Origin of the sequence: Dyadobacter pollutisoli (assembly GCF_026625565.1) — a bacterium.
Taxonomy (GTDB): Bacteria; Bacteroidota; Bacteroidia; order Cytophagales; family Spirosomataceae; genus Dyadobacter; species Dyadobacter pollutisoli.
The window spans coordinates 7,142,916-7,164,802 of sequence record NZ_CP112998.1 but is presented as its reverse complement, the minus strand read 5'-3'; the positions used below and the strand labels follow the sequence as shown (position 1 = coordinate 7,164,802).

Annotated in this window: 19 protein-coding genes and 2 tRNA genes; 14 read left to right on the top strand and 7 right to left on the bottom strand. The window is 44.3% G+C overall.

What is annotated here, in order from left to right; translation table 11 throughout:
- The first annotated feature begins 14 nt into the window (after positions 1-14).
- Positions 15-1,436, top strand: a complete 1,422-nt coding sequence (locus tag ON006_RS29785) for a capsule assembly Wzi family protein (RefSeq protein WP_244822224.1) — start codon at positions 15-17, stop codon at positions 1,434-1,436.
- A gap of 108 nt (positions 1,437-1,544) precedes the next feature.
- On the top strand, positions 1,545-3,032 hold the full coding sequence (locus ON006_RS29780) for a capsule assembly Wzi family protein (RefSeq protein WP_244822225.1): 1,488 nt from the start codon (positions 1,545-1,547) through the stop codon (positions 3,030-3,032).
- 5 nt (positions 3,033-3,037) lie between these two features.
- On the opposite strand, the gene ON006_RS29775 is transcribed toward ON006_RS29780, so the two are convergent.
- Positions 3,038-3,427: an HIT family protein gene (locus tag ON006_RS29775; protein ID WP_244822226.1), complete on the bottom strand. Its 390-nt coding sequence runs from the start codon at positions 3,425-3,427 to the stop codon at positions 3,038-3,040.
- A gap of 134 nt (positions 3,428-3,561) precedes the next feature.
- Between ON006_RS29775 and ON006_RS29770 the strand changes: the two genes are divergently transcribed.
- A complete protein-coding gene (locus ON006_RS29770; RefSeq protein ID WP_244822227.1) occupies positions 3,562-4,272 on the top strand; it encodes a 3-keto-disaccharide hydrolase in 711 nt (236 codons plus the stop codon).
- Here ON006_RS29770 and ON006_RS29765 read toward each other — a convergent pair.
- Complete coding sequence (locus ON006_RS29765; protein ID WP_244822228.1) at positions 4,267-8,256, bottom strand: AAA domain-containing protein; 3,990 nt, start codon at positions 8,254-8,256, stop codon at positions 4,267-4,269. The two genes, ON006_RS29770 and ON006_RS29765, sit on opposite strands and share 6 nt — an antisense overlap.
- Before the next feature lie 24 nt (positions 8,257-8,280).
- Complete coding sequence (locus ON006_RS29760) at positions 8,281-9,354, bottom strand: TerC/Alx family metal homeostasis membrane protein (protein WP_244822229.1); 1,074 nt, start codon at positions 9,352-9,354, stop codon at positions 8,281-8,283.
- Positions 9,355-9,653: 299 nt separating this feature from the next.
- Between ON006_RS29760 and ON006_RS29755 the strand changes: the two genes are divergently transcribed.
- The 6 genes from ON006_RS29755 to ON006_RS29730 all read left to right on the top strand — a co-directional run bounded on the left by ON006_RS29755 (position 9,654) and on the right by ON006_RS29730 (position 13,195).
- A tRNA-Gly gene (locus ON006_RS29755) sits at positions 9,654-9,726 on the top strand.
- A 71-nt stretch (positions 9,727-9,797) separates the two neighbouring features.
- Positions 9,798-9,883, top strand: a tRNA-Leu gene (locus ON006_RS29750).
- Between the two features lie 264 nt (positions 9,884-10,147).
- Complete coding sequence (locus ON006_RS29745; RefSeq protein WP_244822230.1) at positions 10,148-11,617, top strand: hypothetical protein; 1,470 nt, start codon at positions 10,148-10,150, stop codon at positions 11,615-11,617.
- 8 nt (positions 11,618-11,625) lie between these two features.
- Positions 11,626-12,507 (top strand): DNA adenine methylase, encoded by an 882-nt coding sequence (locus ON006_RS29740; RefSeq protein WP_244822231.1) that lies wholly within the window; start codon positions 11,626-11,628, stop codon positions 12,505-12,507.
- A gap of 146 nt (positions 12,508-12,653) precedes the next feature.
- Positions 12,654-12,923, top strand: coding sequence for a helix-turn-helix domain-containing protein (locus ON006_RS29735; RefSeq protein WP_244822232.1), 270 nt, complete (start codon positions 12,654-12,656; stop codon positions 12,921-12,923).
- A 2-nt stretch (positions 12,924-12,925) separates the two neighbouring features.
- Positions 12,926-13,195 carry a hypothetical protein gene (locus ON006_RS29730; RefSeq protein WP_244822233.1) on the top strand — a complete coding sequence of 90 codons (270 nt, stop codon included), beginning with the start codon at positions 12,926-12,928 and terminating at the stop codon, positions 13,193-13,195.
- 11 nt (positions 13,196-13,206) lie between these two features.
- On the opposite strand, the gene ON006_RS29725 is transcribed toward ON006_RS29730, so the two are convergent.
- Positions 13,207-13,968 carry a hypothetical protein gene (locus tag ON006_RS29725; protein ID WP_244822234.1) on the bottom strand — a complete coding sequence of 254 codons (762 nt, stop codon included), beginning with the start codon at positions 13,966-13,968 and terminating at the stop codon, positions 13,207-13,209.
- A gap of 89 nt (positions 13,969-14,057) precedes the next feature.
- Here ON006_RS29725 and ON006_RS29720 point away from each other — a divergent pair, with 89 nt between their 5' ends.
- The 5 genes from ON006_RS29720 (at position 14,058) to ON006_RS29700 (ending at position 20,419) form a co-directional block, all read left to right on the top strand.
- Complete coding sequence (locus ON006_RS29720) at positions 14,058-14,693, top strand: hypothetical protein (RefSeq protein WP_244822235.1); 636 nt, start codon at positions 14,058-14,060, stop codon at positions 14,691-14,693.
- Positions 14,694-14,808: 115 nt separating this feature from the next.
- Complete coding sequence (locus ON006_RS29715) at positions 14,809-16,323, top strand: type IV secretory system conjugative DNA transfer family protein (protein WP_244822236.1); 1,515 nt, start codon at positions 14,809-14,811, stop codon at positions 16,321-16,323.
- A 33-nt stretch (positions 16,324-16,356) separates the two neighbouring features.
- Positions 16,357-17,127, top strand: a complete 771-nt coding sequence (locus ON006_RS29710; protein ID WP_244822237.1) for a hypothetical protein — start codon at positions 16,357-16,359, stop codon at positions 17,125-17,127.
- A gap of 174 nt (positions 17,128-17,301) precedes the next feature.
- The gene (gene mobF / locus ON006_RS29705) at positions 17,302-20,037 is read left to right on the top strand and encodes a MobF family relaxase (RefSeq protein ID WP_244822238.1); all 2,736 of its coding nucleotides are present in this window, start codon (positions 17,302-17,304) and stop codon (positions 20,035-20,037) included.
- On the top strand, positions 20,021-20,419 hold the full coding sequence (locus ON006_RS29700; RefSeq protein WP_244822239.1) for a hypothetical protein: 399 nt from the start codon (positions 20,021-20,023) through the stop codon (positions 20,417-20,419). Before mobF ends, ON006_RS29700 begins: the two co-directional genes overlap by 17 nt.
- A gap of 67 nt (positions 20,420-20,486) precedes the next feature.
- Here the strand turns inward: ON006_RS29700 and ON006_RS29695 are convergent, their stop codons facing one another.
- From ON006_RS29695 to ON006_RS29685, 3 genes are all read right to left on the bottom strand, one after another.
- Positions 20,487-20,810: a hypothetical protein gene (locus tag ON006_RS29695; protein WP_244822240.1), complete on the bottom strand. Its 324-nt coding sequence runs from the start codon at positions 20,808-20,810 to the stop codon at positions 20,487-20,489.
- Positions 20,811-20,870: 60 nt separating this feature from the next.
- Positions 20,871-21,200, bottom strand: a complete 330-nt coding sequence (locus tag ON006_RS29690; protein ID WP_244822241.1) for a hypothetical protein — start codon at positions 21,198-21,200, stop codon at positions 20,871-20,873.
- A gap of 111 nt (positions 21,201-21,311) precedes the next feature.
- Positions 21,312-21,719 (bottom strand): hypothetical protein, encoded by a 408-nt coding sequence (locus ON006_RS29685; protein WP_244822242.1) that lies wholly within the window; start codon positions 21,717-21,719, stop codon positions 21,312-21,314.
- Positions 21,720-21,887: the final 168 nt, after the last annotated feature.

Below are 21,887 nucleotides of genomic sequence, written 5' to 3'. Positions count from 1 at the left end.
TCCATATCTTTCGGATGCGAGTCTGCCTAATTGTTTTCACTTTATGCCTCGCGTTACACACTCACGCTCAGGACTCTACTGTACTTTACAAAGCTTCGATCGTCGTTGCAGGCGCTACCGGACAAACACCTTTCTGGCAACATGCTAATCAGAATGGAAGCATTCCAATGGATGGAAGCTTCGCATTGGGGGATGTTGGTTTATACAAAATTTACAATCCAAATAATCCAAGGGTTTTCCAATGGCGGGGAGGAATAGAAGCTATCGGAAGCTATGGTAAAACAGGCCGCGGGTTTCTTTCCGACGCATTTGTTGCCGGCAAAGCAGGTATCATCGAAATTCTGGCAGGACAGCATAAAAATGTAATAGGATTGATGGACACAACCCTGACCTCGGGATCCCTGTCTGTGTCGGGAAACGCCCGGCCTCATCCCCGCATTCAAATTTCTATTCCCGATTATTTCCCTTTATACGCGGCCAACAATTTCGTTTCATTGAAGTTTTCCTATTCGGATGGCTATCTCGGCGGAAGCGACATCAATTATGGCAGTAGTAAGCACGTTTCAAAAACTTACTTTCATCAGAAAACATTGTATTTCAGGTTAGGGCAGAAGACGGACAGACTTCACATTTACACCGGCATCAACCACCAGGCCATTTGGGGAGGGGAAGACAAAATCATGCCGTTGTACGACTTGCAACCACCCAAAGCTTACTGGTACACTGTCTCCGGCAAAACGTTCGAACACCGAAAAATCGGTACACATTTTGGAACCATAGATCTTGCCGGAGAATGGAAGGGGAAATCCTGGTCATTCTTTTTATACCGTCAAAATATCTTTGAGACTGGTTCCCTATTCAAGGCTATCAATTTTGAGGACGGATTAAATGGCCTCAGCATAAAAAGGGTCAAACCATTGCCTGCCGGATCCACCTACTTTGCATTCCGCTCTTTCTTGCTGGAAGTAGTCGGCACTCAAAATCAAATCAACAATTCTCCGCTTTCCGGGCTTGCACTTTACGAGCGCGGTAATTATTTCAACAGTTACATTTACCAGAGAGGTTGGTCCTATTATGGCAACGGAATAGGTACACCCTTAGCCTCCGCTACTGGCACTACAAATAGTGATTTACCAAGAAATGCTAACGAATTTACCAATAATAACCGTTTCTGGGCGTTTCATACAGGTCTGACTGCAACCTGGCTAAACATGAAATTGACATTTAAAGGCACTTATTCACGCAACTCAGGAACATTCCTAAGCCAATATGAATCTGTTAGGCAGCAGGCTTCTCTTTTTCTGGCCGTCGAAAAAAGTTTAAAAATATTGAAGGGATGCAGTATATATTCGAGCATATCATCCGATATTGGCGACTTGTATCCTAATTCGTCCGGACTCGCACTGGGTATTCGAAAAAGCGGCTTTTTGGATTAAGTTACCAGGAGGTATCACTTTTAAGCACAATATGAATAGCGAAAAGTTATACTTATTTTTGTTAGCTAGGTACATTATACACATTACGACACAGTTTGAGGGCACGTTATGAGATTTTCAAATTTCCTTATCTTAATTCATTTCATTACATCCTCAACTGGCTTTGCTCAATCTGAGTCAAGGCAAACTGAAACTTATACTGACTCCACCACCAACTATGCAGAAATTGCCGGTTACGGAAGCACGAATGGACATATTCCGTTCTGGATGCAGGCCAATCAGTTTGGAACTGTACCGCTGCTTGGCCCCCTGGGAAGCGCGCGTGTCGGCCTAGAACATTACTGGGCGTTGCCGCCAACTACCAAGCGAAATGTATGGCGAGTAGGGGTTGGCGCCGAGGCTGTTGGAAATTTTAGCGAGAACAATAAAAAGGTCGTTTTTCCCCAATTGCACGCCACATTACGTTACAAAAACTGGGAACTCTATGTCGGCAGAAAAAAGCAGTGGGTCGGATTGGCTGACTCCACGATTGGATCTGGCTCCTATGCATGGTCCGGGAATGCGCTTCCAATTCCGAAAATTTATTTGGGAACCACCCGGTTTGTCTCTGTTCCTTTTACCAAAAACTGGATCTCATTTCAGGCTTTTTACTCGGACGGCTTATTTGAAAGAGGCAGACCCATTACAAGTGGTTTAAAATTTCATCAGAAAGCATTCTATCTACGGATAGGAAAAGCCACTTCTCGCTTAAAATTATACGGAGGATTTAACCATCAGGTTCAATGGGGCGGGAAATCAAAATACCTTACTGCTGAAGATGGTAAACTTCCAGATGGAATATCAAATTATTTCCATGCTGTCGCCGGAACCATCGGAGGATCAGGGCCTGACATTACTCATTTTGACAGCACCAGCCGGATTGGAAATCATCTTGGGTCAATTGATGCAGCTGTCGAGGTAGAAACTTTTGGTGCCAGCATTTTCCTTTACCGTCAGTTTGTTTATGAGGACGGTTCGCTGTTTTACTTCACAACCTTATCCGACGGCTTGTACGGCGCCCGAATCAGAAAAAAGAACTCTTACGGAGCCAATTTCGAAATTACCGAAGGTGTATTTGAAGTGTTATTTACCAAAAATCAGGGTGGCGACATTTTTATCATTGGCAACGGCAAGTACCGCGGACATGACAACTATTTCAATAATCAGCAGGTACGGGATGGCTGGTCCTATTACGACAGAACAGTAGGCACTCCATTCATACCTCCAACGTCCGATACCAAGTGGAAATGGCCTATGTATGCGGACAATTTTACCAGCAATAACAGGGTAAGGCTTTACCATGTTGGTATGAAAGGTACATTGTTCCGAAAAATCCAATGGCAGACTAAACTATCCTATTCCAGTAATTCAGGGACTTATCTCGAACGGTTCGTAGGCTCCCCTACTCAGTTTTCGGGCCTGATCGCCATGCAAACCAAGCTAGATGTCCTGGGTGGCCTTACGCTAAAAGGCGCTTATGCCGCCGATATCGGTGAGCTCTACAGAAAGACCCACGGCTTCATGCTGGCTATCCGAAAGGATTTTTCCTTTTATTAATGCATTTACAGGTTAGCACGGATCCTTTCAGCCAGCGACGCCAGTTCTTCCTGCGATATTTTTATTTTTTTACTAAAATCCGCGTCCGACATACTATTGAGCGGGAGTAAATGTACATGTGCATGAGGAACCTCCAACCCAATCACACTTACCCCTATCCGCAGGCACGGTACTGTTTTTTCAAGAGCGGGGACAATGCTTTTGGCAAAAAGAAACAAGCCGCTGTACATTTCATCATCCAGATCAAAAAGATAATCTATCTCCTTTTTTGGAATGACCAATGTGTGCCCAACTGCTATCGGGAACACATCCAGAAATGCCAGGTAGTCTTCATTCTCAGCTATTTTATGGCAAGGGATTTCTCCTTTTACAATTTTTGAAAATATGGACGACATAAATATGTGGGTTAAAATTGAAACATTGAAGACCGACAGCTAATGTCTTCACCTCTTAACTTTCGGCCAAAATAAGTATTTAGAAGCCTAAAAGTACTTAATATTGTGTTCCAAAAACTTTTAACAAATAAGACATGAATTGCACAAAATGGCAAGCCTTCGGCAAAGCATCTGTTATCGCATTGATTACTTTGGCTTTATGCGGAAACAATGCAGAAGCACAGAATAAAGGAAAATGGGTTAGCTTGTTTGACGGTAAAAGCCTCAACGGCTGGCATAGCTGGCAGTCCGACAAAGTTTTGCCTCAATGGAAAATTGAAGACAATGCAATCGTATTGGCTGAAAAAGGAGGAAAAGACCTCGTAACTGACAAAGAATACGGCGATTTCGAGCTGGAATTGGAATGGAAAATTTCCGAGGGCGGCAACAGTGGTATCATTTACCATGTGATTGAAGATAAAAAATATTGCTGCCCATACTCAACAGGTCCTGAAATTCAGGTTTTGGATGACGAGAAACACCCTGATTCAAAAGCTGGCAAAAATGGTAACCACAAATCAGGTTCGCTATACGATATGTTGCCTCCTACTGATATGACAGCTGTAAAACCTGCCGGAGAATGGAACAAAGCGAAGATTATCATCAAAGGAGGCCACGGCGAGAGCTGGCTTAATGGCAAGAAAGTCGTTGATTTCCCATCGGCAGGCCCGGAGCTGGAAAAGCTGATCGCTAACAGTAAATTCAAGACTTGGGAAGGTTTTGGTGTTTCAGCCAAAGGAAAAATCGCATTGCAGGATCACGGCAACAAAGTTTCTTACAGAAACATCCGTATCAAGGAATTATAATATATGCTGGTTCAGCGTGTCTGACCAGAATTCGCGGCTGTAAACACGCCTGAAAGGCCAGTTTTTCAGTTGCAAAAGAAGGGGTAAATAAGCGTGGGGTTCTTTGGACGATTTACTGTGATGATACAGATCGTCGTCCGTCAGGACCAAACCTTTATATACCCCTTCTTCTTTTACAGTAAGGTCGCCAAATGGAAGCTCTTTCTCGTAACCGTGTTTCTGGCTTAGCAACCTATCTTTCAGTAGCCAGTCTGTTCTGAACTGCCTTGTTGAAACCGGTACCGGCTGAAATTTGCCTTCTGAAACCTCCAATGCATATTCCAGATATGCCTTCAACATTTTAGGGCCTGCATTGGCTGTCTGGTCCGTTTGAAGCTGTAAGGGCCATAGGCTGGTCACGAAATAAATACGTTCTCTCGCCCTGGTAACAGCTACATTCAGCCTGTTTTCGCCACCTTGCATGTTGAGGCTACCAAACTGCATCGACAGCTTTCCCTTTTCATCGGGCGCATAACCCATTGAAAATATAATGATGTCCCGCTCGTCTCCCTGCACATTTTCAATATTCTTGACAAACAGATCCTTAGCCTCGACCCCGTCTCTTTCCAGTCCGTCCTGAATGGCTTGCTGCTGGTAAAAATTGAATGTCACTACGCCCAGGCTTTTGCCTGTTTGTCCCAGCTCCTTCACCAGTTCTATAACCTTTTCAATTTCGATCAGATTGGTATTATTCTTCCAGATACCATCTGTTTTGATATATTGGATCCCCGGCTCGCTATCGTTGATTTTACGAAAATCCGGGAGCAGTTTTAATGTGTCTTTATAAAAATTCCGGTTGGAAAAATCGATCAGATCCAGGGAGAGGCTCCGGTAATGTCCCGTGAGTTGATACTGGTCCAGTGATTGGGCTGCCAGATCCAGCAACGACTCTATTTCCAATGCCGCCGAATACTCTTCTTCCTCTCCTTTGTCTTCAAAGCGGATTTTATAAAGGTCACTGGGCGAAAGTTGCTTACTATCGCCTGTTACTACCACTTGCTGCCCGCGAAAAGCAGCCGGTAGCCCATACTCAGCATAGCATTGAGAAGCTTCATCAAAAATAACCAAGTCAAAAAGAGACTCCTGCATTGGAAAAATAGCCGATACTGCCTCCGGGGAAGCCATCCAGCAGGGAACCAGAGAAAATACTTCCTCCGTGTAATTCTCCAATAGTTTCCGAATGGGCCATATCTTACGCTTTTTCGCAACCTGGTGTCCCAGTTCCCGATAAGTAACCCGATTTCCCAGCCTGTTCTTTTCAATGTCCTGGTAAGTAGCTTCGCGCAATTTAATGCCGGCGATGTCGCTGCTCAACTTCTGCTTAATGAGTATACTTTGCTGCAACTGCTCTTCCCATTGCTTCATTTTAAGTGAGGTCACAGAGCGCAAGTGAGGATATTTTGTTTCTATATGTTCAATCCAGGCCAGCTTAATGTTATTTTCAAACAAGCTAACTATTTCCACCGAAGTGGCGAGTTTAAGTTTTTTGCTCTCCTCCGCAATCGCTTTTGTTACCGATTGCTCAGCGGCAGACATTTCTTTCCACAACCGGTCCATATCCACCAGAGAATCGAAATCCTTTCGTAATGATTGCAGCAATCTCTGGCTATAATCCTCCGGTTCGGCGATCAGGCATTGGATTTGTTCACGCAACAAAAATGGCGACATAGCCTGTTCAATACGGTTCCAAGCTTCCAGCCAGTGCATCAAATTTTCTAAAACTGACTTGAAACCACTGAAATCGGAGTCAGCGGCGATCCTTCTTAATATTGGAAACCAAGGCTCCAATGATGCCCGAACCACCGCATCAGCAGCAGCCTCTGCTTTTTGAAAAAATCGAATGTATTGCTGTTCCGGAGTTGAGGCCAGACTGTCTAAAAACTCAGCATCAACGCCCAGACTTACATTGCCAAGCCAACTTTCCAACTCCTTTCTGTTCCGTACTTTTAATTCCAGCTTGATCAGGTCATCTAGCGACAATCCCAAATCATTGGCGGCTGCAACCCTTTCAATTTCTTTCTTTTCCTTACTAAACATACCCCACCAAAGCCCCGAAACCGTTGATTGCTTGGAATCTATCGCTTTTCGTATCGACAATGTAAATGATGAAAGTTGAGCCGTCTCCAATAAAAACTCAATTCCATCCTCTCCCAGAAAGCCTTCCAGAGCATCTGTAGTTTGCCGGATGAATGCTAACCTTTCATGACTATTGGATGAAGAATGAATGTATTTTCTGAATAACGTCCACGTAGCCTGATCCTGAACAAGGCCGGCGATATCATTCAGCCGTTCCAGTATCTCCTTACGATTTTGGATAAAATCCTGCGAAAATGGTTGACTGGTTAGCTTATCAAATTTGTCCTTTTGCTGCTGAAATGCCTGCGGCCAATCAGTAAGCATGTTTTCCATGCTCCTTAATTCAGTAATGCCAAAATCAGCAAAACTCCTTCGTTTAGCCCATACATGATCGGGACCGAGGTGAACGATGTACTCGCTGAATGTTTTGAAACGTCTCCGGAAACTATCCCAGGTATCGAGCCGGAAAAACCGGTACTGTTCCTTCAAATTAGCTTGTGGTGCAGTCTGATCGCTCGTCAGGTACAGTTCTTTGATACTTACCCCGCATTCGGTCTGGTCGAATAATGCTTTTCGAAATGCATCCAGATCATTTACCGTCCGGTCGATAGCCCGGCTTTCCTGGGTAAACTCACGTTCCAGAAAAACTGCGTCCAGACTGTAATTTTGCTGTTTATACGCTTCTACCTTTTCTATTTGCGAAGCAAGTTGCCGGTAAAGTCCGGTGCGGTCATTCTTAAAATCATGAATCAAGCCAACAAAATCGTTCATTCCGATTGTTGCCAAACGCTGGTATACTACGTCCAGAGCGGCCCGTTTCTGGCATACCAACATCACTCGTTTCCCTCTCGAAGCAAAGTCAGCCATGAGGTTGCAGATCAGTTGCGACTTTCCGCTGCCGGGAGGCCCTTGTACCACGACCGATTTTCCTGACTTCACCGCCAGAATGATTTCCTCCTGCGACTCATCGATGGCAAAAGGTGTCAAGGTTTCTTCCTCCTTGACACTTCGATTGGGAAATGACGGAGCAACCAAATCATCAGTAGCATCTATTTCCTCCTCTTCCTCGCTGATCAATGGAATTGAAAATGGCTTTTCAGAGTAGCTCTCCAAAAGATTGTTGTAGTCGGGTACCAGGTACGAGCCTGCCTGAGGAAAAATCCCCAGAACCGCTTCGGGGAACAGCTTCAATTCACCATTGCGTTCGCTAACCGCCAGATCCGCACTTTTCTCGGAGCTGAAAGCCGTCAGCCTATCTTCAAAAAGCTGTTGATTGAAATTGATTTTGAATGGGGTCGTTTTCAGCCATTCGTATAACTGGGTCCTGAATTCCAGAAAATCTTTTGAAAAGTCTTCGAACGATTTTTCAAGCACATCATCCGAAATGACAGACTCATTGAAATGCGCATAAGCCAGCGCAAAACTCTGGTTTAAAGTGATATTCCCTTCCTCCCGCTCAGACAGGCACCATTGCTCCTTGTCTATTTTGAGCGTAACCGGGAAAAACAACAGTGGGGCATGAATGGGCGTGCCGTCAGAGAGCTTTCCTTTCACAAAAGGATAACCTACATATAAGTCCTGTGAACCCCGCTCCTCTTCAATGAAGCGCTCGGTTCTGGCAATTTTCCTGATCCGCTTGCTTACTTCATTCACTTTTTCATACCGTGCATCGATGACGTCGCAAAGTGCAATGCGATTTCTCCCCAGCACCAGCTGTCTGACCAGATCAACAGCGGGTTTCTCCAGGAGAAAATCGGTATCATTTAAATCAAGGAATTGCTCAGCTGATAACGAATTGAGCAACAATGACTTATTACGCGTACTTAAATTGGTAAGACGTTTTAAGTAAGCTTTGAGAATGCGATTCATAGATACTCAAACGATCCTTTACTCCTAACTATTGGATAGAACTTCCTCGTCTGCCATTTTTTTTTCGGGGAAGACGACCGACGCTAATATGCTAACTGCCAGAATGCCTATGATCACATATAAAGAGTAGACGGTCTCGAAGCCGACAGATTCCAGCCAGGTATGGGCCAACATTTTCCCCCCAATGAACATCAGCAATACACCCAATCCGTATTTAAGGAAACGGAACAGCCCCATGATGTTGCTCAAAAAGAAGAACATCGAACGAAGGCCCATGATCGCGAATATGTTTGAGAAGAAAACCACATAGGGGTCTTTTGTTACCGAAAATACAGCAGGTACCGAGTCAACAGCAAAGATAAGGTCGGTAAATTCTACGATCAGGACGACTACAAACAACGGCGTAACCAGCCATTTGCCTTTTTTCAAGACAAAGAAATGCTCTCTCACATATCTTGGAAAAACAGGCAGATACTTTGCCGCAAACTTCACTACAGGATGCTTTGCCGGGTCGATTTTTTCGTCTTCACCGCCCTCGAAGAATATCTTACCACCCTGATAAACCAGCAATAATCCGAAGATATAAATGATCCATTCAAATCGTTGCATTAAAGCCGATCCCAGGAAGATGAAAATAAAGCGCATGACGATCGCTCCCAAAACGCCCCAGAAAAGTACTTTTTTATAGTATTGTGGCCTTACACCAAACGAAGAAAAGATCAGGATAATGACAAAAATATTATCAACGGAAAGCGCGTACTCCAACAGGTAACCCGTAATGAATTCCAGGGACATGTTTTTCCGGTACACTTCAAGACTTGCTTCAAAGTTGCCTGGCACGAGTTGTAAATGCGGAGCAAATTTGTTTTTGATCGTTTCCAGGTCGGAATAATTATCCATTCCGTGCACCAGGTCTCCATGCGTATTGATGATCACATAAAAAACGAGTGCGAGTACAATCCACGCTATGGTCCAGGATGCTGCTTCACCGAATTTTACAACATGGTCTTTTTTATTAAAAACGCCAAGGTCTAAAAGGAGCATTACGCTGATCACCAATATAAACCCTCCAAAAAACAGTACCTCGTTAGAAAACATGAAAAAACTTATTATGATTAAAATAAAACGCTCAAGAAGCCAAGATTCAGGCGAATATGCCTCTAATCTAATCAATATCCCTTTGCAGGAGGCAAAGGTAAGCAAAATATAAAGCGGTAAGATTAAATTGGACGGGCGGCAAATACCTTGTTTGATCTAAAAAAATTATTGCCTAGTAAGGCTTGATTTACAATTTGTTAATGAAAAGATGGAGTTTTTTTATCAAATATTTCACATAAAAACTTGCGTCCAATGGCTCGACTGCATACATTTGCACCACGATAATCAAAATCGGTTATGCGAAAGTAGCTCAGCTGGTAGAGCGCGACCTTGCCAAGGTCGAGGTCGCGGGTTCGAACCCCGTCTTTCGCTCAGAGGATAAAGCACCGGAAACGGTGCTTTTTTTCTCATAGGTGCCAAGAGTTTCCCAACAAATGGCTAATGCCGGGGTGGTGGAACTGGTAGACACGCAGGACTTAAAATCCTGTGAGCCGAAACGCTCGTACGGGTTCGATTCCCGTCCCCGGTACTGATTACTAGAGAGTTACAGCATTCGCGGTAGCTCTTTTTTTATTATCCATAGTTTGTGCCAAACATTTGCCAAACAATGCATGAAAACTATCTGCGGATTTTAGGCATCTGATGAGCGCATCACTACCGTTTAATAAATTCAGACTAACTTATATCACAGAGGATTCAGTAAAAGATAGCATTTTTGGACGTAAATGAGTACGTTACGATTAAATATATTCATTGAATATTTCTATTACTAACTACCCTACCTCCTTATATAATGCCAGAAACAAAATTCCTGAATATCAAGGACATTAAGCTCGATCTAAACAATTACCGTACAATTCCACAAAAAAATGAGGAAGATGGAATTAATGCCATGATCGCAATTAAGCCCGAGCGATTCTACGCTGTTGTTGAAAGTTTAATCGAAGATGGATATCTACCCACGGAAAACCTCATTATTCTTAATGATGGTGGATACATAGTCAAGGAAGGTAATCGAAGAACTGCCGCTATGAAGTTAATCCATGGGATATATTCCGCCAATAATTTCGGCCTCCCAGAATCACTGAGAAAATTGATCAACTCCGTTAGCAGTGAATGGAAAAAGGAAAATACGCACGTCCCGTGTAGCATATACAAAGTAAGCGAAACGGCCAAAGTCGAAAAAATCGTTAATCTAACGCACGCGAAAGGCGAAAAAGCCAGTAGAGATCCGTGGACTTCTGTTGCGAAAGCTCGTCAAAACCGAGATCAAAAAAAGGGAGTCGAGCCAGCATTAGATTTGTTAGAAAAGTACTTGGAACATGGAAATAATCTCACAAATCAACAACGAGATCGATGGAGTGGCGATTATCCGTTGACCGTGCTCGAGGAAGCATTAAGACATATAGTACCTCGACTAAAGTTTGATACAGCAAACACTTTGATCACTGGCTATCCTAAACTTAGTCTCAGAACGGAGCTAGAAGGTTTGCTCAGAGATATTGGGTTACAAGCATTCGGCTTCAAAGAAATAAGGGCCGAAAAACCAGACTTTGCAGAACCGTATGGGATTCCGCCTCTCCCTGCAAAACCTACTCAGTCAGGACAGCAGCCGAGTAGTGCCTCTTCTGCAAGCAACGTCAATAAATCCTCGACTGTCGGGGCTAATGGCCCAAGTCAACCATCTAGCAGTACGTCTGCCGGATCGCCGGGATCTTCGGCAACTTCATCAAGTCAAGCAAGTACAACAGGCACACAAGCAAGCGGTGGTAATCAACCCCCACCACCGGCATTTGCCATTTATGATCAAAGAACCGTTACCCAAACGCTTAAAAAATTTAATGTTAAAGGAAGCGATCGACAAAAGCTCGTTTCGTTACGAGACGAACTGATGCTATTGAAAGTTAAGAAAAATCCGATAGCATTCTGCTTTCTTTTGCGAAGCATGTTTGAAATTTCTGCATCGATTTATTGCAAAGAGAAATCCATTCCAACTGAGGTTTCGCAGAAAAACGGCGATCTAAAACAGAGACAGTTAGCACAATTGTTAACTGATGTAACAACACACTTGACAGCAAACAATTCAAACAAGGGTATGGTAAAAACCTTACATGGGGCAAATGCAGAATTGACTAAGCCGACGGGGCTTCTTTCCGTCACATCAATGAATCAACTGGTACACAATACATCATTTTCAATTGCACCTCACGATATTTACACGCTTTTTAACAACGTCTATCCGCTGTTAGAGGCAATGAATTAACCCGTTAGATGAACAGAACACCATTACGATACCCAGGAGGAAAACAAAAGTTGACTCCGTTTATTGTTGAAATACTCGAATGCAATAGTATCGACGGACATTATGTCGAACCCTTTGCCGGCGGCGCTGGAGTTGCTTTGGAACTTCTCCTTTCTAGGAGAATAAAAAACATTCACTTAAATGACTCAGACATCCGCATATATGCTTTTTGGCACACCGTCAAACATCACAGCGACGAGCTTTGCAGACGCATTTCAGCGGCCTCGTTAGATGTTAATGAGTGGAAGTTTCGTAGAGAGATAGTCAAAAACCCATCAGATTTTGACCTCTTTGAGGTTGGGTTTTCTACGTTTTACCTGAACAGAGTTAACCGCTCTGGAGTTCTGAACGCTGGATTAATTGGCGGAGTAAATCAGAATGGTAATTACAAAATGGACGCACGCTTTTCTAGGAATGACCTCATCCGGCGAATAGAATTGATTGGAATTCACGCAGACGGGTTAAATATATCAAATCTGGATGCAGAGGAATACATCACTAAGTATATTCCCGAACTGCCGGAAAATTGTTTGATATACTTAGACCCACCGTATTATAACAAGGCAAAAGATTTGTATTTAAATTCATATTCCAAAGACGACCACGCTCGAATTGCTGAATGCATTCAGACAGAGATCCACCACCGGTGGATTCTATCTTACGACTCAGTTCCTACCATAGCCGATCTCTATCCTGAACGAAGAAGTTTTAGTTATGACTTACAATACTCTGCCGCACGAAATTACAAGGGAAAAGAAATTTTCATATTTTCCGATCGTGTGAATCTCCCAAAACGCTGCGGCCTAACATTTATTGACGACCAACTTCTTTCCTTGGCTGAATATCAGTAGCCTTCGAAGATGAACGCCTAGTAATGAAATACTCTATGCGAATTAGTCTACACGTCAATCAGTAAAGCTAATGCATTCATTCCCTTTAGAAGGCTAAGCGACTGATAGCATCGGCGTCTTTATTTGCCTTAATCTGCATTTATTTTATGCAAGTGATCTGTCTCGAAGAATCAGCATTCTACGAACTTATTGAACAAGTCGTCAGTCGTCTGAAGGAAAAGTCCGCTCAAACACAAGATAAGTGGATTGCAGGTGATGAGACAATGCGTCTGTTAAATATAAAATCTAAGGCAAGTTTGCAGAAACTTCGCGACGAAGGAAAGATCCGCTTTTCCCAGCCGCAAAAGAAAATCATTCTGTATGACCGTGACTCAATTGACACCTATCTCAACCAAAACGCTCGAAACACTTTTTAGCCATGGAGGAATACGACAAAATAGATCCTGACTATTTGAAAGGCTTCAATGAAGGCTATACGCTTGCTCAACATCTACCTGATCTTGCAGATAAGTTATCGAAAGTCAAAAATGAATCAGAACGAGGCAAAGGGTTTCAGGATGGTAGAAGGGAATATACACACGAACAAATGAGAGAACTTCGCCCCTCTTGGCTGAAAGCAGAACCATCGGAAAAGGTCAAACCTAGCCCTATTAAATCTCTCAACCGTGGCAAGGATCTGGACAAATAATGTCATGTCATTCAATCGCGATCCATTCCGCCCTTATTAGGTGATTTCACAGGCGACTTGCTGATGGCAGTTTCTGCCCCTTGTTTCATTTTGTTGTAGCCCAATGACTGCGTAAAATTTGCAGACATAGACAGGGGCTTATCTTTTTCTACAACTTCCTTTTTATTGTCACTAAACGCTTCTGCCGTAGGCATTTCCGCTGACTTATCTTTACCCCTGGCTAGGTCGGCTTCGTTTAGTGTTTTTGTGTAACCCAGTGACTGAGAAAACCGCGCGGACATAGACATCGGTTTTTCTTTCTGACTTTCCGTCCCCTTAGCTACCATGTTTTCTTTTTCAGCCTCCATCTTCTTGTGATCCTTTATCTGGGCATCAACAAAATCCTGGGATACTTCCAAATCTTTTGGCTTTCCTCTCTGAGCCTCCATTTCCTTTTTATCCATGCCTTCAAAAGTATTCGGATATAGCTCGTTAAGACTTTTCTCTCTCATCCCTTTGGACATTTTTGGGTCAATGCCTTTTGTTCGTTTTTCAACCGCCGAGAGGGTACTGGTTTTAATGCCTTCAATCTCTTGCTTAAGATCTGCGATTGTTTTCTGAGGATTTGCAGGCGTGCCCTTACCATACCCAGGAGGATCAAGACGGTTTTGTGGGCCTTTGTCTCTTTCGGCGTTATTGATTTGAATTTCGATCTGCTGAATCTGGGCCTTCGCATCGCGCATTAATTTGTCGAGATCGTCGTATCCTGGAGGATAGATATTGTCGTTATCCATGGTCTTTTGGAAGGTATTTACTTGACTGATAGATGAGTTATGCTAATATAATCAATATTGCAAATGTCCCAAAAACTGGATGGTCGAAAATGGATTGGCGCGAAAAAACTATCAATGAAGTCTATGGTGGCAATGTCGAACGCTTTGAGAAGGCTTACGCACAAGCAGTCTCCGAAGGCAACCGGCACTGTGTAAGCTGGAAGGATTTTGTTTTAAATGAGACAGTCCTCCCCGACCTTAAAGAAGCGACAGAAGACCTTATTGAGCGCCGTTTAGGTTATCTGCCTCACGAAAGTGTAGCCATTACATTTGTCCCATTCCTGCGTGCATTTATCCAAAGCCATCGGACTGGCGTTTTAAGCGATCAGGAATTCCTGAGCAAAGCTGATCAGCAGATTAAACTGATCCGCAATTGGGATATGAGACACAATACGTGCCGTGTTTACGATGAAAGCATTTATCAAAATTACAAGGACAACTATGTTGTTTTCAGACAGGCAGTAAAAGAGCGCCTATCTCTTTTTCTTGGGTACGAACCTAAACTAGAACATTCCCTTATAGCAGAAATGTGGATGCATGATCTCATGACCGATGACACATTCGAATTCCCGGAAACGATCACTGCAATAGACTACAAGGCCATTACCCTGATTAAGTATCGCGAGGTGCTCTTGCAGTATGGGCAAGATGCTGCATATAGCTCCCCTCTCCATGGAAATAGCTGATTTACCGTTAAATAAGTTTTTCAGATTTTTGATTTGAACGATTTGTAGAACTAGTTATATAATTTATATTTTTGAATTAATCCTCTATCAGTTACATCGTTAAGCATGCGCATCTATGAATCCGTTCGATTTAGACCGGCCAATCATTGAGCTGGCCTCAAGCAACGAAAAAAGTTCGTGGACTTTACGCCACGCCGTTGAAGGCGTCCAAATTTTCGGCGGCATAGGATCTGGCAAAACATCTGGATCAGGACGTATGCTTGCGTTGAAATATTTGTCTGCTGGATTTGGCGGATTGGTACTGACAGTAAAGCCGGACGAAAAGCAGGCATGGCAACAGTACTGTAAAATTGCTAACCGTGAGAAAGACCTTATTTGCATTGAACCAGGTGGCGATCATAGCTTCAATTTTCTTCAATATGTTTCAGCTAATGCTGACGGCAAAGATGCGATCACCGAAAATATTGTCGATGTACTCAAGACGGTCATCCGTGCCGGGGATTCCAAAGGTGGTGGTAAAACCGATGACGCATTTTGGGAGACTGCTCTGGACTTGCTCATTTTTAATGTGATCGATCTTTGCAGGCTCGCCTATGGCAAAGTGTCCATTCAACAGATGTATGATATCGTGCTGTCTGTCCCTAAAAGCCAGGATGGTGTCATCATTGAAACGCCAGGCGACGAAAACAAAGCGTTTCAAAAAGCGCTGCGCCTTGCAAGTAGAAATGTGGTCGAAAAAATCGACGCGTGGGAAAAAAGCCAGTCTGATGAATTCCGTGAACGTATGATGGAAGACCCCACCGGTTACGAAGCGGAGATGTTCGATGCAGTACCACAATCACGCGTACTTCGATTTGTAGACCAGTTTTTTACGGATAACCTCATTACCCTCAATGAGAAAACCCGTTCGATCATAGACTTCTCCTTTTCCGGATTTTTATTCAGGTTGCTTCGAGAACCGATTTATTCTCTGTTTTGTAAGTACGGATCGACTGTGACCCCGGAAGATAGCCTGAACGGTAAAATCATTCTTTTGAACCTTCCTGTAAAAATCTATCACAAGGTCGGAAGAGATTGCCAGGTACTTTTTAAATACATCTGGCAACAGGCAATGGAAAAAAGAAATGTCAACGAAAATTCGCGGCCAATGTTTCTCTGGGCGGATGAAGCGCAAAACTTTCTCCATGAGCACGATGCAAGTTATCAGGCTACCGCAAGGAGCAGCAGGATTGCAACGGTCTATATCTCGCAAAATCTCCCAAATTATTTCGCATCCATGGGAGGCGAAAAATCAGAACAACGTGTCAAAAGCTTCCTTGGCACACTCAGCACAAAAATTTTTCATGCGAACGCGGATATTGAGACAAACTCCTATGCGTCAAATCTGATCGGGAAAATTTACTTTATTAATGAGTCCGATCAAACCGGCCTCACACAACAATATTCAAAAAGCGTATCAAAATCGGTTGTTCTGGAACATGCCGTAAGATCAGAACAACTCATTCAGCTCAAGACCGGAGGGCCTCAGAACAAATTTATCGTAGAAGGGTATATGCACAGGCAGGGGGATACATTGTTCGGAAACCGCAATCATCTCAAGATGAACTTTAACCAGAATTATCAACCCTAAACATATCAGTTCCACTTTTACCCTTCTATGACTATGAAAAAAAACCTGTATTACCGCACAGTACTGCATCGTTCAAACCCGGTCAAAAATTTCTTCTTTGATCTTTTTACCGCTATTGCGTCCTGGCCGCGATTGTTACTTGAAGTGTTCATCCGCACCAACTTTGGCGAGCGGTATTTCTCGTTCTCCAGTTCGATTATCATGTTTGTCCTGCTTGCCGTTACGCCCCTCTTGATTTCAGCTTTGGGTTCAAGCAGCTATTATGGCGGTTTTGATCCCAAAGAATTCCTCATGGGCAACATTACCTGGTACTTGTTTCTTGCAGGGTTTCTTTACTGCGCTTTTCGACGGAGACAAGAAGTCAAACGCCTCCCCAGTGTATTTGACTTTGCCCGTTTCAGTCTTTCATCAGGACGTATCCACCCCTTATTTTATACCATCGTCATTAACGGAAAGCGCGTGGACAGTCGCATGATCGAGACCCTGTTTGAGCCTTTGTTCTTCTTCATCATCGGATTTTTCTTTATGCTCTTTGGTCAGATTGTCGGTATTCTGATCGTCGTATGCAGCATAGTCTATTCATTCAGCTACATGGCGGCATACAGCGTTGGGGACAATTTTGTCATGGATAAAATCGACGAATTGATTTGCAACCAGGAGCTTTACAATGCATTTGTTGACGGTGTAGATCCTAACAATACGCGTGGTGTTAATTATTATGGACGCCGTCCCGCAGATCCCGAAGCACGCCGAAAAGTTGCCGACACCTTTATGGAGGAAGAAGAAACTGTGGACGCGATGTAATGCCTAAGCACTCTTAGGGCAGATGTCTGTGGAAAAAGTATTTACGGAACCCATCCCCCTGAAAAGGCCCCGATATGCGCTCTGAACGCTTAACGGAAGTTATAGTTCTGTAACAAAAATAGAAAAATACCAAAGTCGATACGAACACGTATACAACGCTTTGTCATGATCCGAATGATACAAGTATCCTCTTCGGACAATGCGAAATCCTATTATACCGACGGACTTTCAAAAGGTGATTATTACCTGGATGATCAAGAATTAGCAGGGAAAATCAAGGGAAAACTTGCTGAACGTTTAGGCATCTCCGGTGATGCAGACAAAGACATATTTTATGCCTTGTGCGACAACCTGGATCCCAAAACTGGCGAACAGTTAACCCCGCGAATGAAGGAAAACCGTATCGTCGGATATGATATCAATTTCCATTGTCCGAAAAGTGTCTCGATTGTGCACGCACTTTCGAAGGACACCCATGTGTTGGATGCTTTCGAAGAAGCCGTTAATGAAACGATGGCCGATATCGAAAGCGACGCGAAAACACGTGTCCGCACGAACGGGCGCGATGAAGACCGGGATACGGAAGAACTTGTGTGGGGGCAGTTTATTCACCAGACGGCAAGGCCAGCGGATAAGCTGGCCCCCGACCCTCACCTCCACGCACACTGCATTGTTTTTAACGCGACCTATGATCCGGACGAAGAACGGATCAAGGCGGCGCGTTTCCGGTACATCAAACGCGATATGCCCTATTACCAGGCGATGTTTCACAAACGGCTTTCGGACCGGTTGATCGATCTGGGCTATGATATTCAAAGGACAAAAAAGTCCTTTGAAATCGCCGGTGTCCCTGCCCGTATTACCAAGCACTTTTCAAAACGCACCGATGAAATCGGACGGTTTGCAAAGGAAAAAGGTATTACTGATCCCAAAGAACTGGATCAGCTGGGGGCGCGCACGCGCTCAAAGAAACAAAAAGGGTACACGATGACCGATCTCAAAGCCGAGTGGCGGCGGCAGATCCGGGAATTAGGCAATAGCGGTGATGGCGAAGGAAGCGAAGCGGTACGCTTTGCGCCTAAAAAGGATAAAGAGCGGTATTCGGCCAAGGAATGTATTGATCATGCAATAACGCATGAATTTGAACGAGCTTCGGTCAAGCAGGACCGAAAATTGCTCGCTGCTGCCTATCGCCATTCAATCGGCGATGAGCAAACGAAAGTGGGCACCATCGACGAAGCGTTCGAAGCTGATGAGCGGATCATCCGCGTCAAGGAAAATACTGAGATGCTCTGCACAACGCACGAGATCCTGGCCGAAGAACGCTATATGGTCAAGATTGCCCGAAGGGAACAAGGGAAGCTTTTGCCACTGTACAAAAAGCTGCCGAAAATCCGTGCGCAAGATGATCAGCGCAATGCAATCGAGCACATCCTGTCTACTACAGACAGAATTTCCATCGTACGCGGCGGAGCCGGCACGGGGAAAACCACCTTGATGAAGGAGGCAGTGGAACATCTGGAGAACGCAGGAAAAAAGGTTTCAGTGGTCGCCCCGATTGCAAAAACGACAAGGGAAGTTTTGCAGGGGGATGGTTTCGAAAACGCTCAAACCGTCAGTAAACTGCTTAATGACAAGCAGCTGCAGAACGATCTTAAAAATCAGGTACTCTGGGTGGATGAAGCTGGTCTATTATCAAACAAAGATATGATCTCGCTGATTGAATTGGCCTCGACAAAAAACGCCCGGCTCATTCTGGGAGGGGATACCAGACAGCATACCGCCGTGCAACGCGGCGATGCGCTTCGTATCCTGAACAAAGTCGGGAAAATCAAGGCTGCGGAAGTCAACAAGATATTTCGCCAGCAAAATGATCTTTACCGGCAAACGGTTCAGTTCTTGTCCGATGGCAAGGTAAAAGACGCGTTCCACAATTTGGATAAAATGGGAGCTATCGCTGAAATCGATAAAGAAAACCCGCAGCAGGGTATTGTCGGAGACTATCTCTCCTCGGTCAAAAGCGGGCATTCGTCCCTTGTCATTGCACCAACCCATCAGGAAGGTGAACTAGTCACCAAGGCCGTCCGCACCGCCCTGAAAGCGGAAGGATTGATCGATCAGCAAGATGTCAAAACACGACGTTTGACCGCCCTCAATTTTACCGCTGCCCAGAAGACGGATTGGCGCAACATCGAGAAAGGCCAGATCATCCAGTTCAGTCAGAATGGGGTTGGCATCAAACGCGGAAGCCAATGGAAAGTGGTTGAAAGCACCGAACGGGACATCATCATTGCAAATGAGGAACAGAAGCAATTGAGCCTGCCTGTTCACCGCGCTGAACACTATGACGTTTTTGCCGAAGAAACCATTGATCTGGCAAAGGGGGACAGCATCCGCATAACCCGCAATGGTATCGACCGACACAAAGATGTGATGAGCAATGGGCAGATATTTAAAGTGGGGCAGATCCATGACAATGGGGATATTGAGGTTGAGAATTCAAAAACTCAATCATCCCACCGATTGCCGAAAGATTACGGCCACATAGCCCATGCCCATTGTATCACCAGTCATGCGAGTCAGGGTCAGACCGTTGATCGCGTCTTTGTTTCGGTGCCCGCTTCAAGCTTCGGTGCCACCAATTTAAAACAGATGTACGTCTCGGTCTCCCGTGGCCGTCACGGCGCACGGATCTACACCGATGACAAAGAAGCCTTGATCCAGCAAGCATCGAAAGCCGGTGACCGGGAATCTGCCATTGAGCTTGTGGCCAAACACTCTGATGACGACACCGTCCGTCATCAGCTTCGCGAGCAAATGGCTAGAAATAATGTCACGGAAAAGGAACCAGTGAGAGCACCGTTCGAAAGACCAAAATCTAGAAGTCGCGGCTATGAACCAGGGATTTAAATTACGATACGACGAATTACGGGAGAATGATCCGACCGGTGCGGCTGACAAGCAAGCACCGGTCGGTCATGGTCATTTATACACCGGCCAAAGCTATGCGCGTAGCCTTTGTTTTGTGTGGCCGGATGGAAAAAGGGTGCTGATGAACTACGCCTATTTCGTCAGTGCTGAATTCGATATCGCTCAGGAAAAGAATTGGATACGGTTGAACTTCTCCACAGCAGCCATTTTACTCTCTGGCTATCGTCTGGAAGAACTGTTTTTGCAATTGTTGGAGCATGTCCCGCGCATCATTGAAGTCATTGATGAACGCTACACCGACGTTGAGAATTCAATAGTAGGCGTGGTTACTGATATTACTATTGAAAGAAAAGACACGTAATGGTTGAAAATTACACCACAAATCTAAAAGATGAAGCCTCAAATTAAGAGGCTTCATTTCAGAAAATTTATAAAAAGTACGGAGTTTCGGAAGGGAACTGCTTGTTAAGCAGTTTAACAATCCTTTTCGGAAGATACTCACGTGGATCGTCATAACCGACCGTTACCTGATCCGGAATTTGCTCAATACCATTTCGTTTGATACTTGTGATAATTGTATTATGCATTCCCCAGTCCTGTACGACAACTTCATATCCCGCTTCTGTTAGGGTATCTTCCACAGTGTACGTCTCTATTTGTCCGTCGCCGTCGGAGAATCCGAATTTGCAAAAGGCTTCCTCCCAATTCCACTGTATCGTTCCACCGCATATGTTGCATTTTGTGATAGGCATTTCATTTCTCCATCATATTTGAGGTTAAAGTCCGGGCAGCGAATGGCTGCCCGGTTGTGGTTAGCGTTGCGTGTTCTTGCGAACAGTCAGTGAAACGCGTTGTCCCAAGGAATCCAGTGAGAGGTTCATCCCTTCATTGTCCTGGTGTTCCCAAGCGACACCTGCTTTAATCCATTCGGATTTACCTGTGCTTTCGTTTTGTTTCACGAAATAAACGGTATGGGTTGGATATTTAGTTGTGGTTTCGTTTTGGTCAGTCATCATCAAATCTCCTTTGTTTGTTGTTGATGATGGAAGCAAAAAGGCCCCGTCAGGACGGGGTAGCTCCCCGGAGTCAAAAAATCGATGCGCAGCGTCTATTTTTTGACGCAGTCGCCAGAGCTTTTTCATGAAATGAAAAAGAGGGATAAGCGTATCACGGCATGAGGGGTCATGCTGACATCATTCAAAAAACAACAAAGAAAGGAGATTTGATTTTAAAGGCTGATCAAGGAACACGTCCTATCTGAACCCATTCGCTGTGTAGAAAATAAGTTGAGAGCTATTGGCTGGGAGGGCTGTATTATGGGTGCTTATGGTTCCGACTCTGCTGATTAGAAATTCGCTGCCCCTGAAGTCAACTTCCATATTTTGAAGACTATATGGTAGCATCAACATATCGCTTCCAAATCTCTGTAATTCACGTGTGAACATTTCAAGCGTCTCCTGATCCGGACTACGAAAGCAGGATAGGTAAAAACTGCCCTTCTCCCATCTCGGGAAAATTCTGATCAGATCCAGTTCGCCAGGATTGGTCAGATACCAATAGGACGCAGGCTCACCAGAGCCGGACTGATAGCGGGAAAGCAACTTCGCTCTTGGCCAGAATTTAACAATAGCTGTATTCAGGGTGTTGATGATGTCTTTCAAAGCTTAATTTCGGTTTGGCGTTGCTTGATAAATTCCCTTGCTTCTTTCCCGTAGAGTTCTTTCAGATGTTTGTTTTTAAACTCGTCATAGTAAAAGAGCCAAATCATCTCTTCGGACACGATTATATATTTAATTGCCTTCATCTCGAAAAATCTATCAGATCAAATA

Coding starts and splice junctions, on each gene's coding strand:
- ON006_RS29785 (WP_244822224.1), top strand. CDS start 15: ATGCGAGTCTGCCTAATTGTTTTCACTTTATGCCTCGCGTTACACACT.
- ON006_RS29780 (WP_244822225.1), top strand. CDS start 1,545: ATGAGATTTTCAAATTTCCTTATCTTAATTCATTTCATTACATCCTCA.
- ON006_RS29775 (WP_244822226.1), bottom strand. CDS start 3,427: ATGTCGTCCATATTTTCAAAAATTGTAAAAGGAGAAATCCCTTGCCAT.
- ON006_RS29770 (WP_244822227.1), top strand. CDS start 3,562: ATGAATTGCACAAAATGGCAAGCCTTCGGCAAAGCATCTGTTATCGCA.
- ON006_RS29765 (WP_244822228.1), bottom strand. CDS start 8,256: ATGAATCGCATTCTCAAAGCTTACTTAAAACGTCTTACCAATTTAAGT.
- ON006_RS29760 (WP_244822229.1), bottom strand. CDS start 9,354: ATGTTTTCTAACGAGGTACTGTTTTTTGGAGGGTTTATATTGGTGATC.
- ON006_RS29745 (WP_244822230.1), top strand. CDS start 10,148: ATGCCAGAAACAAAATTCCTGAATATCAAGGACATTAAGCTCGATCTA.
- ON006_RS29740 (WP_244822231.1), top strand. CDS start 11,626: ATGAACAGAACACCATTACGATACCCAGGAGGAAAACAAAAGTTGACT.
- ON006_RS29735 (WP_244822232.1), top strand. CDS start 12,654: ATGCAAGTGATCTGTCTCGAAGAATCAGCATTCTACGAACTTATTGAA.
- ON006_RS29730 (WP_244822233.1), top strand. CDS start 12,926: ATGGAGGAATACGACAAAATAGATCCTGACTATTTGAAAGGCTTCAAT.
- ON006_RS29725 (WP_244822234.1), bottom strand. CDS start 13,968: ATGGATAACGACAATATCTATCCTCCAGGATACGACGATCTCGACAAA.
- ON006_RS29720 (WP_244822235.1), top strand. CDS start 14,058: ATGGATTGGCGCGAAAAAACTATCAATGAAGTCTATGGTGGCAATGTC.
- ON006_RS29715 (WP_244822236.1), top strand. CDS start 14,809: ATGAATCCGTTCGATTTAGACCGGCCAATCATTGAGCTGGCCTCAAGC.
- ON006_RS29710 (WP_244822237.1), top strand. CDS start 16,357: ATGAAAAAAAACCTGTATTACCGCACAGTACTGCATCGTTCAAACCCG.
- mobF (WP_244822238.1), top strand. CDS start 17,302: ATGATACAAGTATCCTCTTCGGACAATGCGAAATCCTATTATACCGAC.
- ON006_RS29700 (WP_244822239.1), top strand. CDS start 20,021: ATGAACCAGGGATTTAAATTACGATACGACGAATTACGGGAGAATGAT.
- ON006_RS29695 (WP_244822240.1), bottom strand. CDS start 20,810: ATGCCTATCACAAAATGCAACATATGCGGTGGAACGATACAGTGGAAT.
- ON006_RS29690 (WP_244822241.1), bottom strand. CDS start 21,200: ATGAAAAAGCTCTGGCGACTGCGTCAAAAAATAGACGCTGCGCATCGA.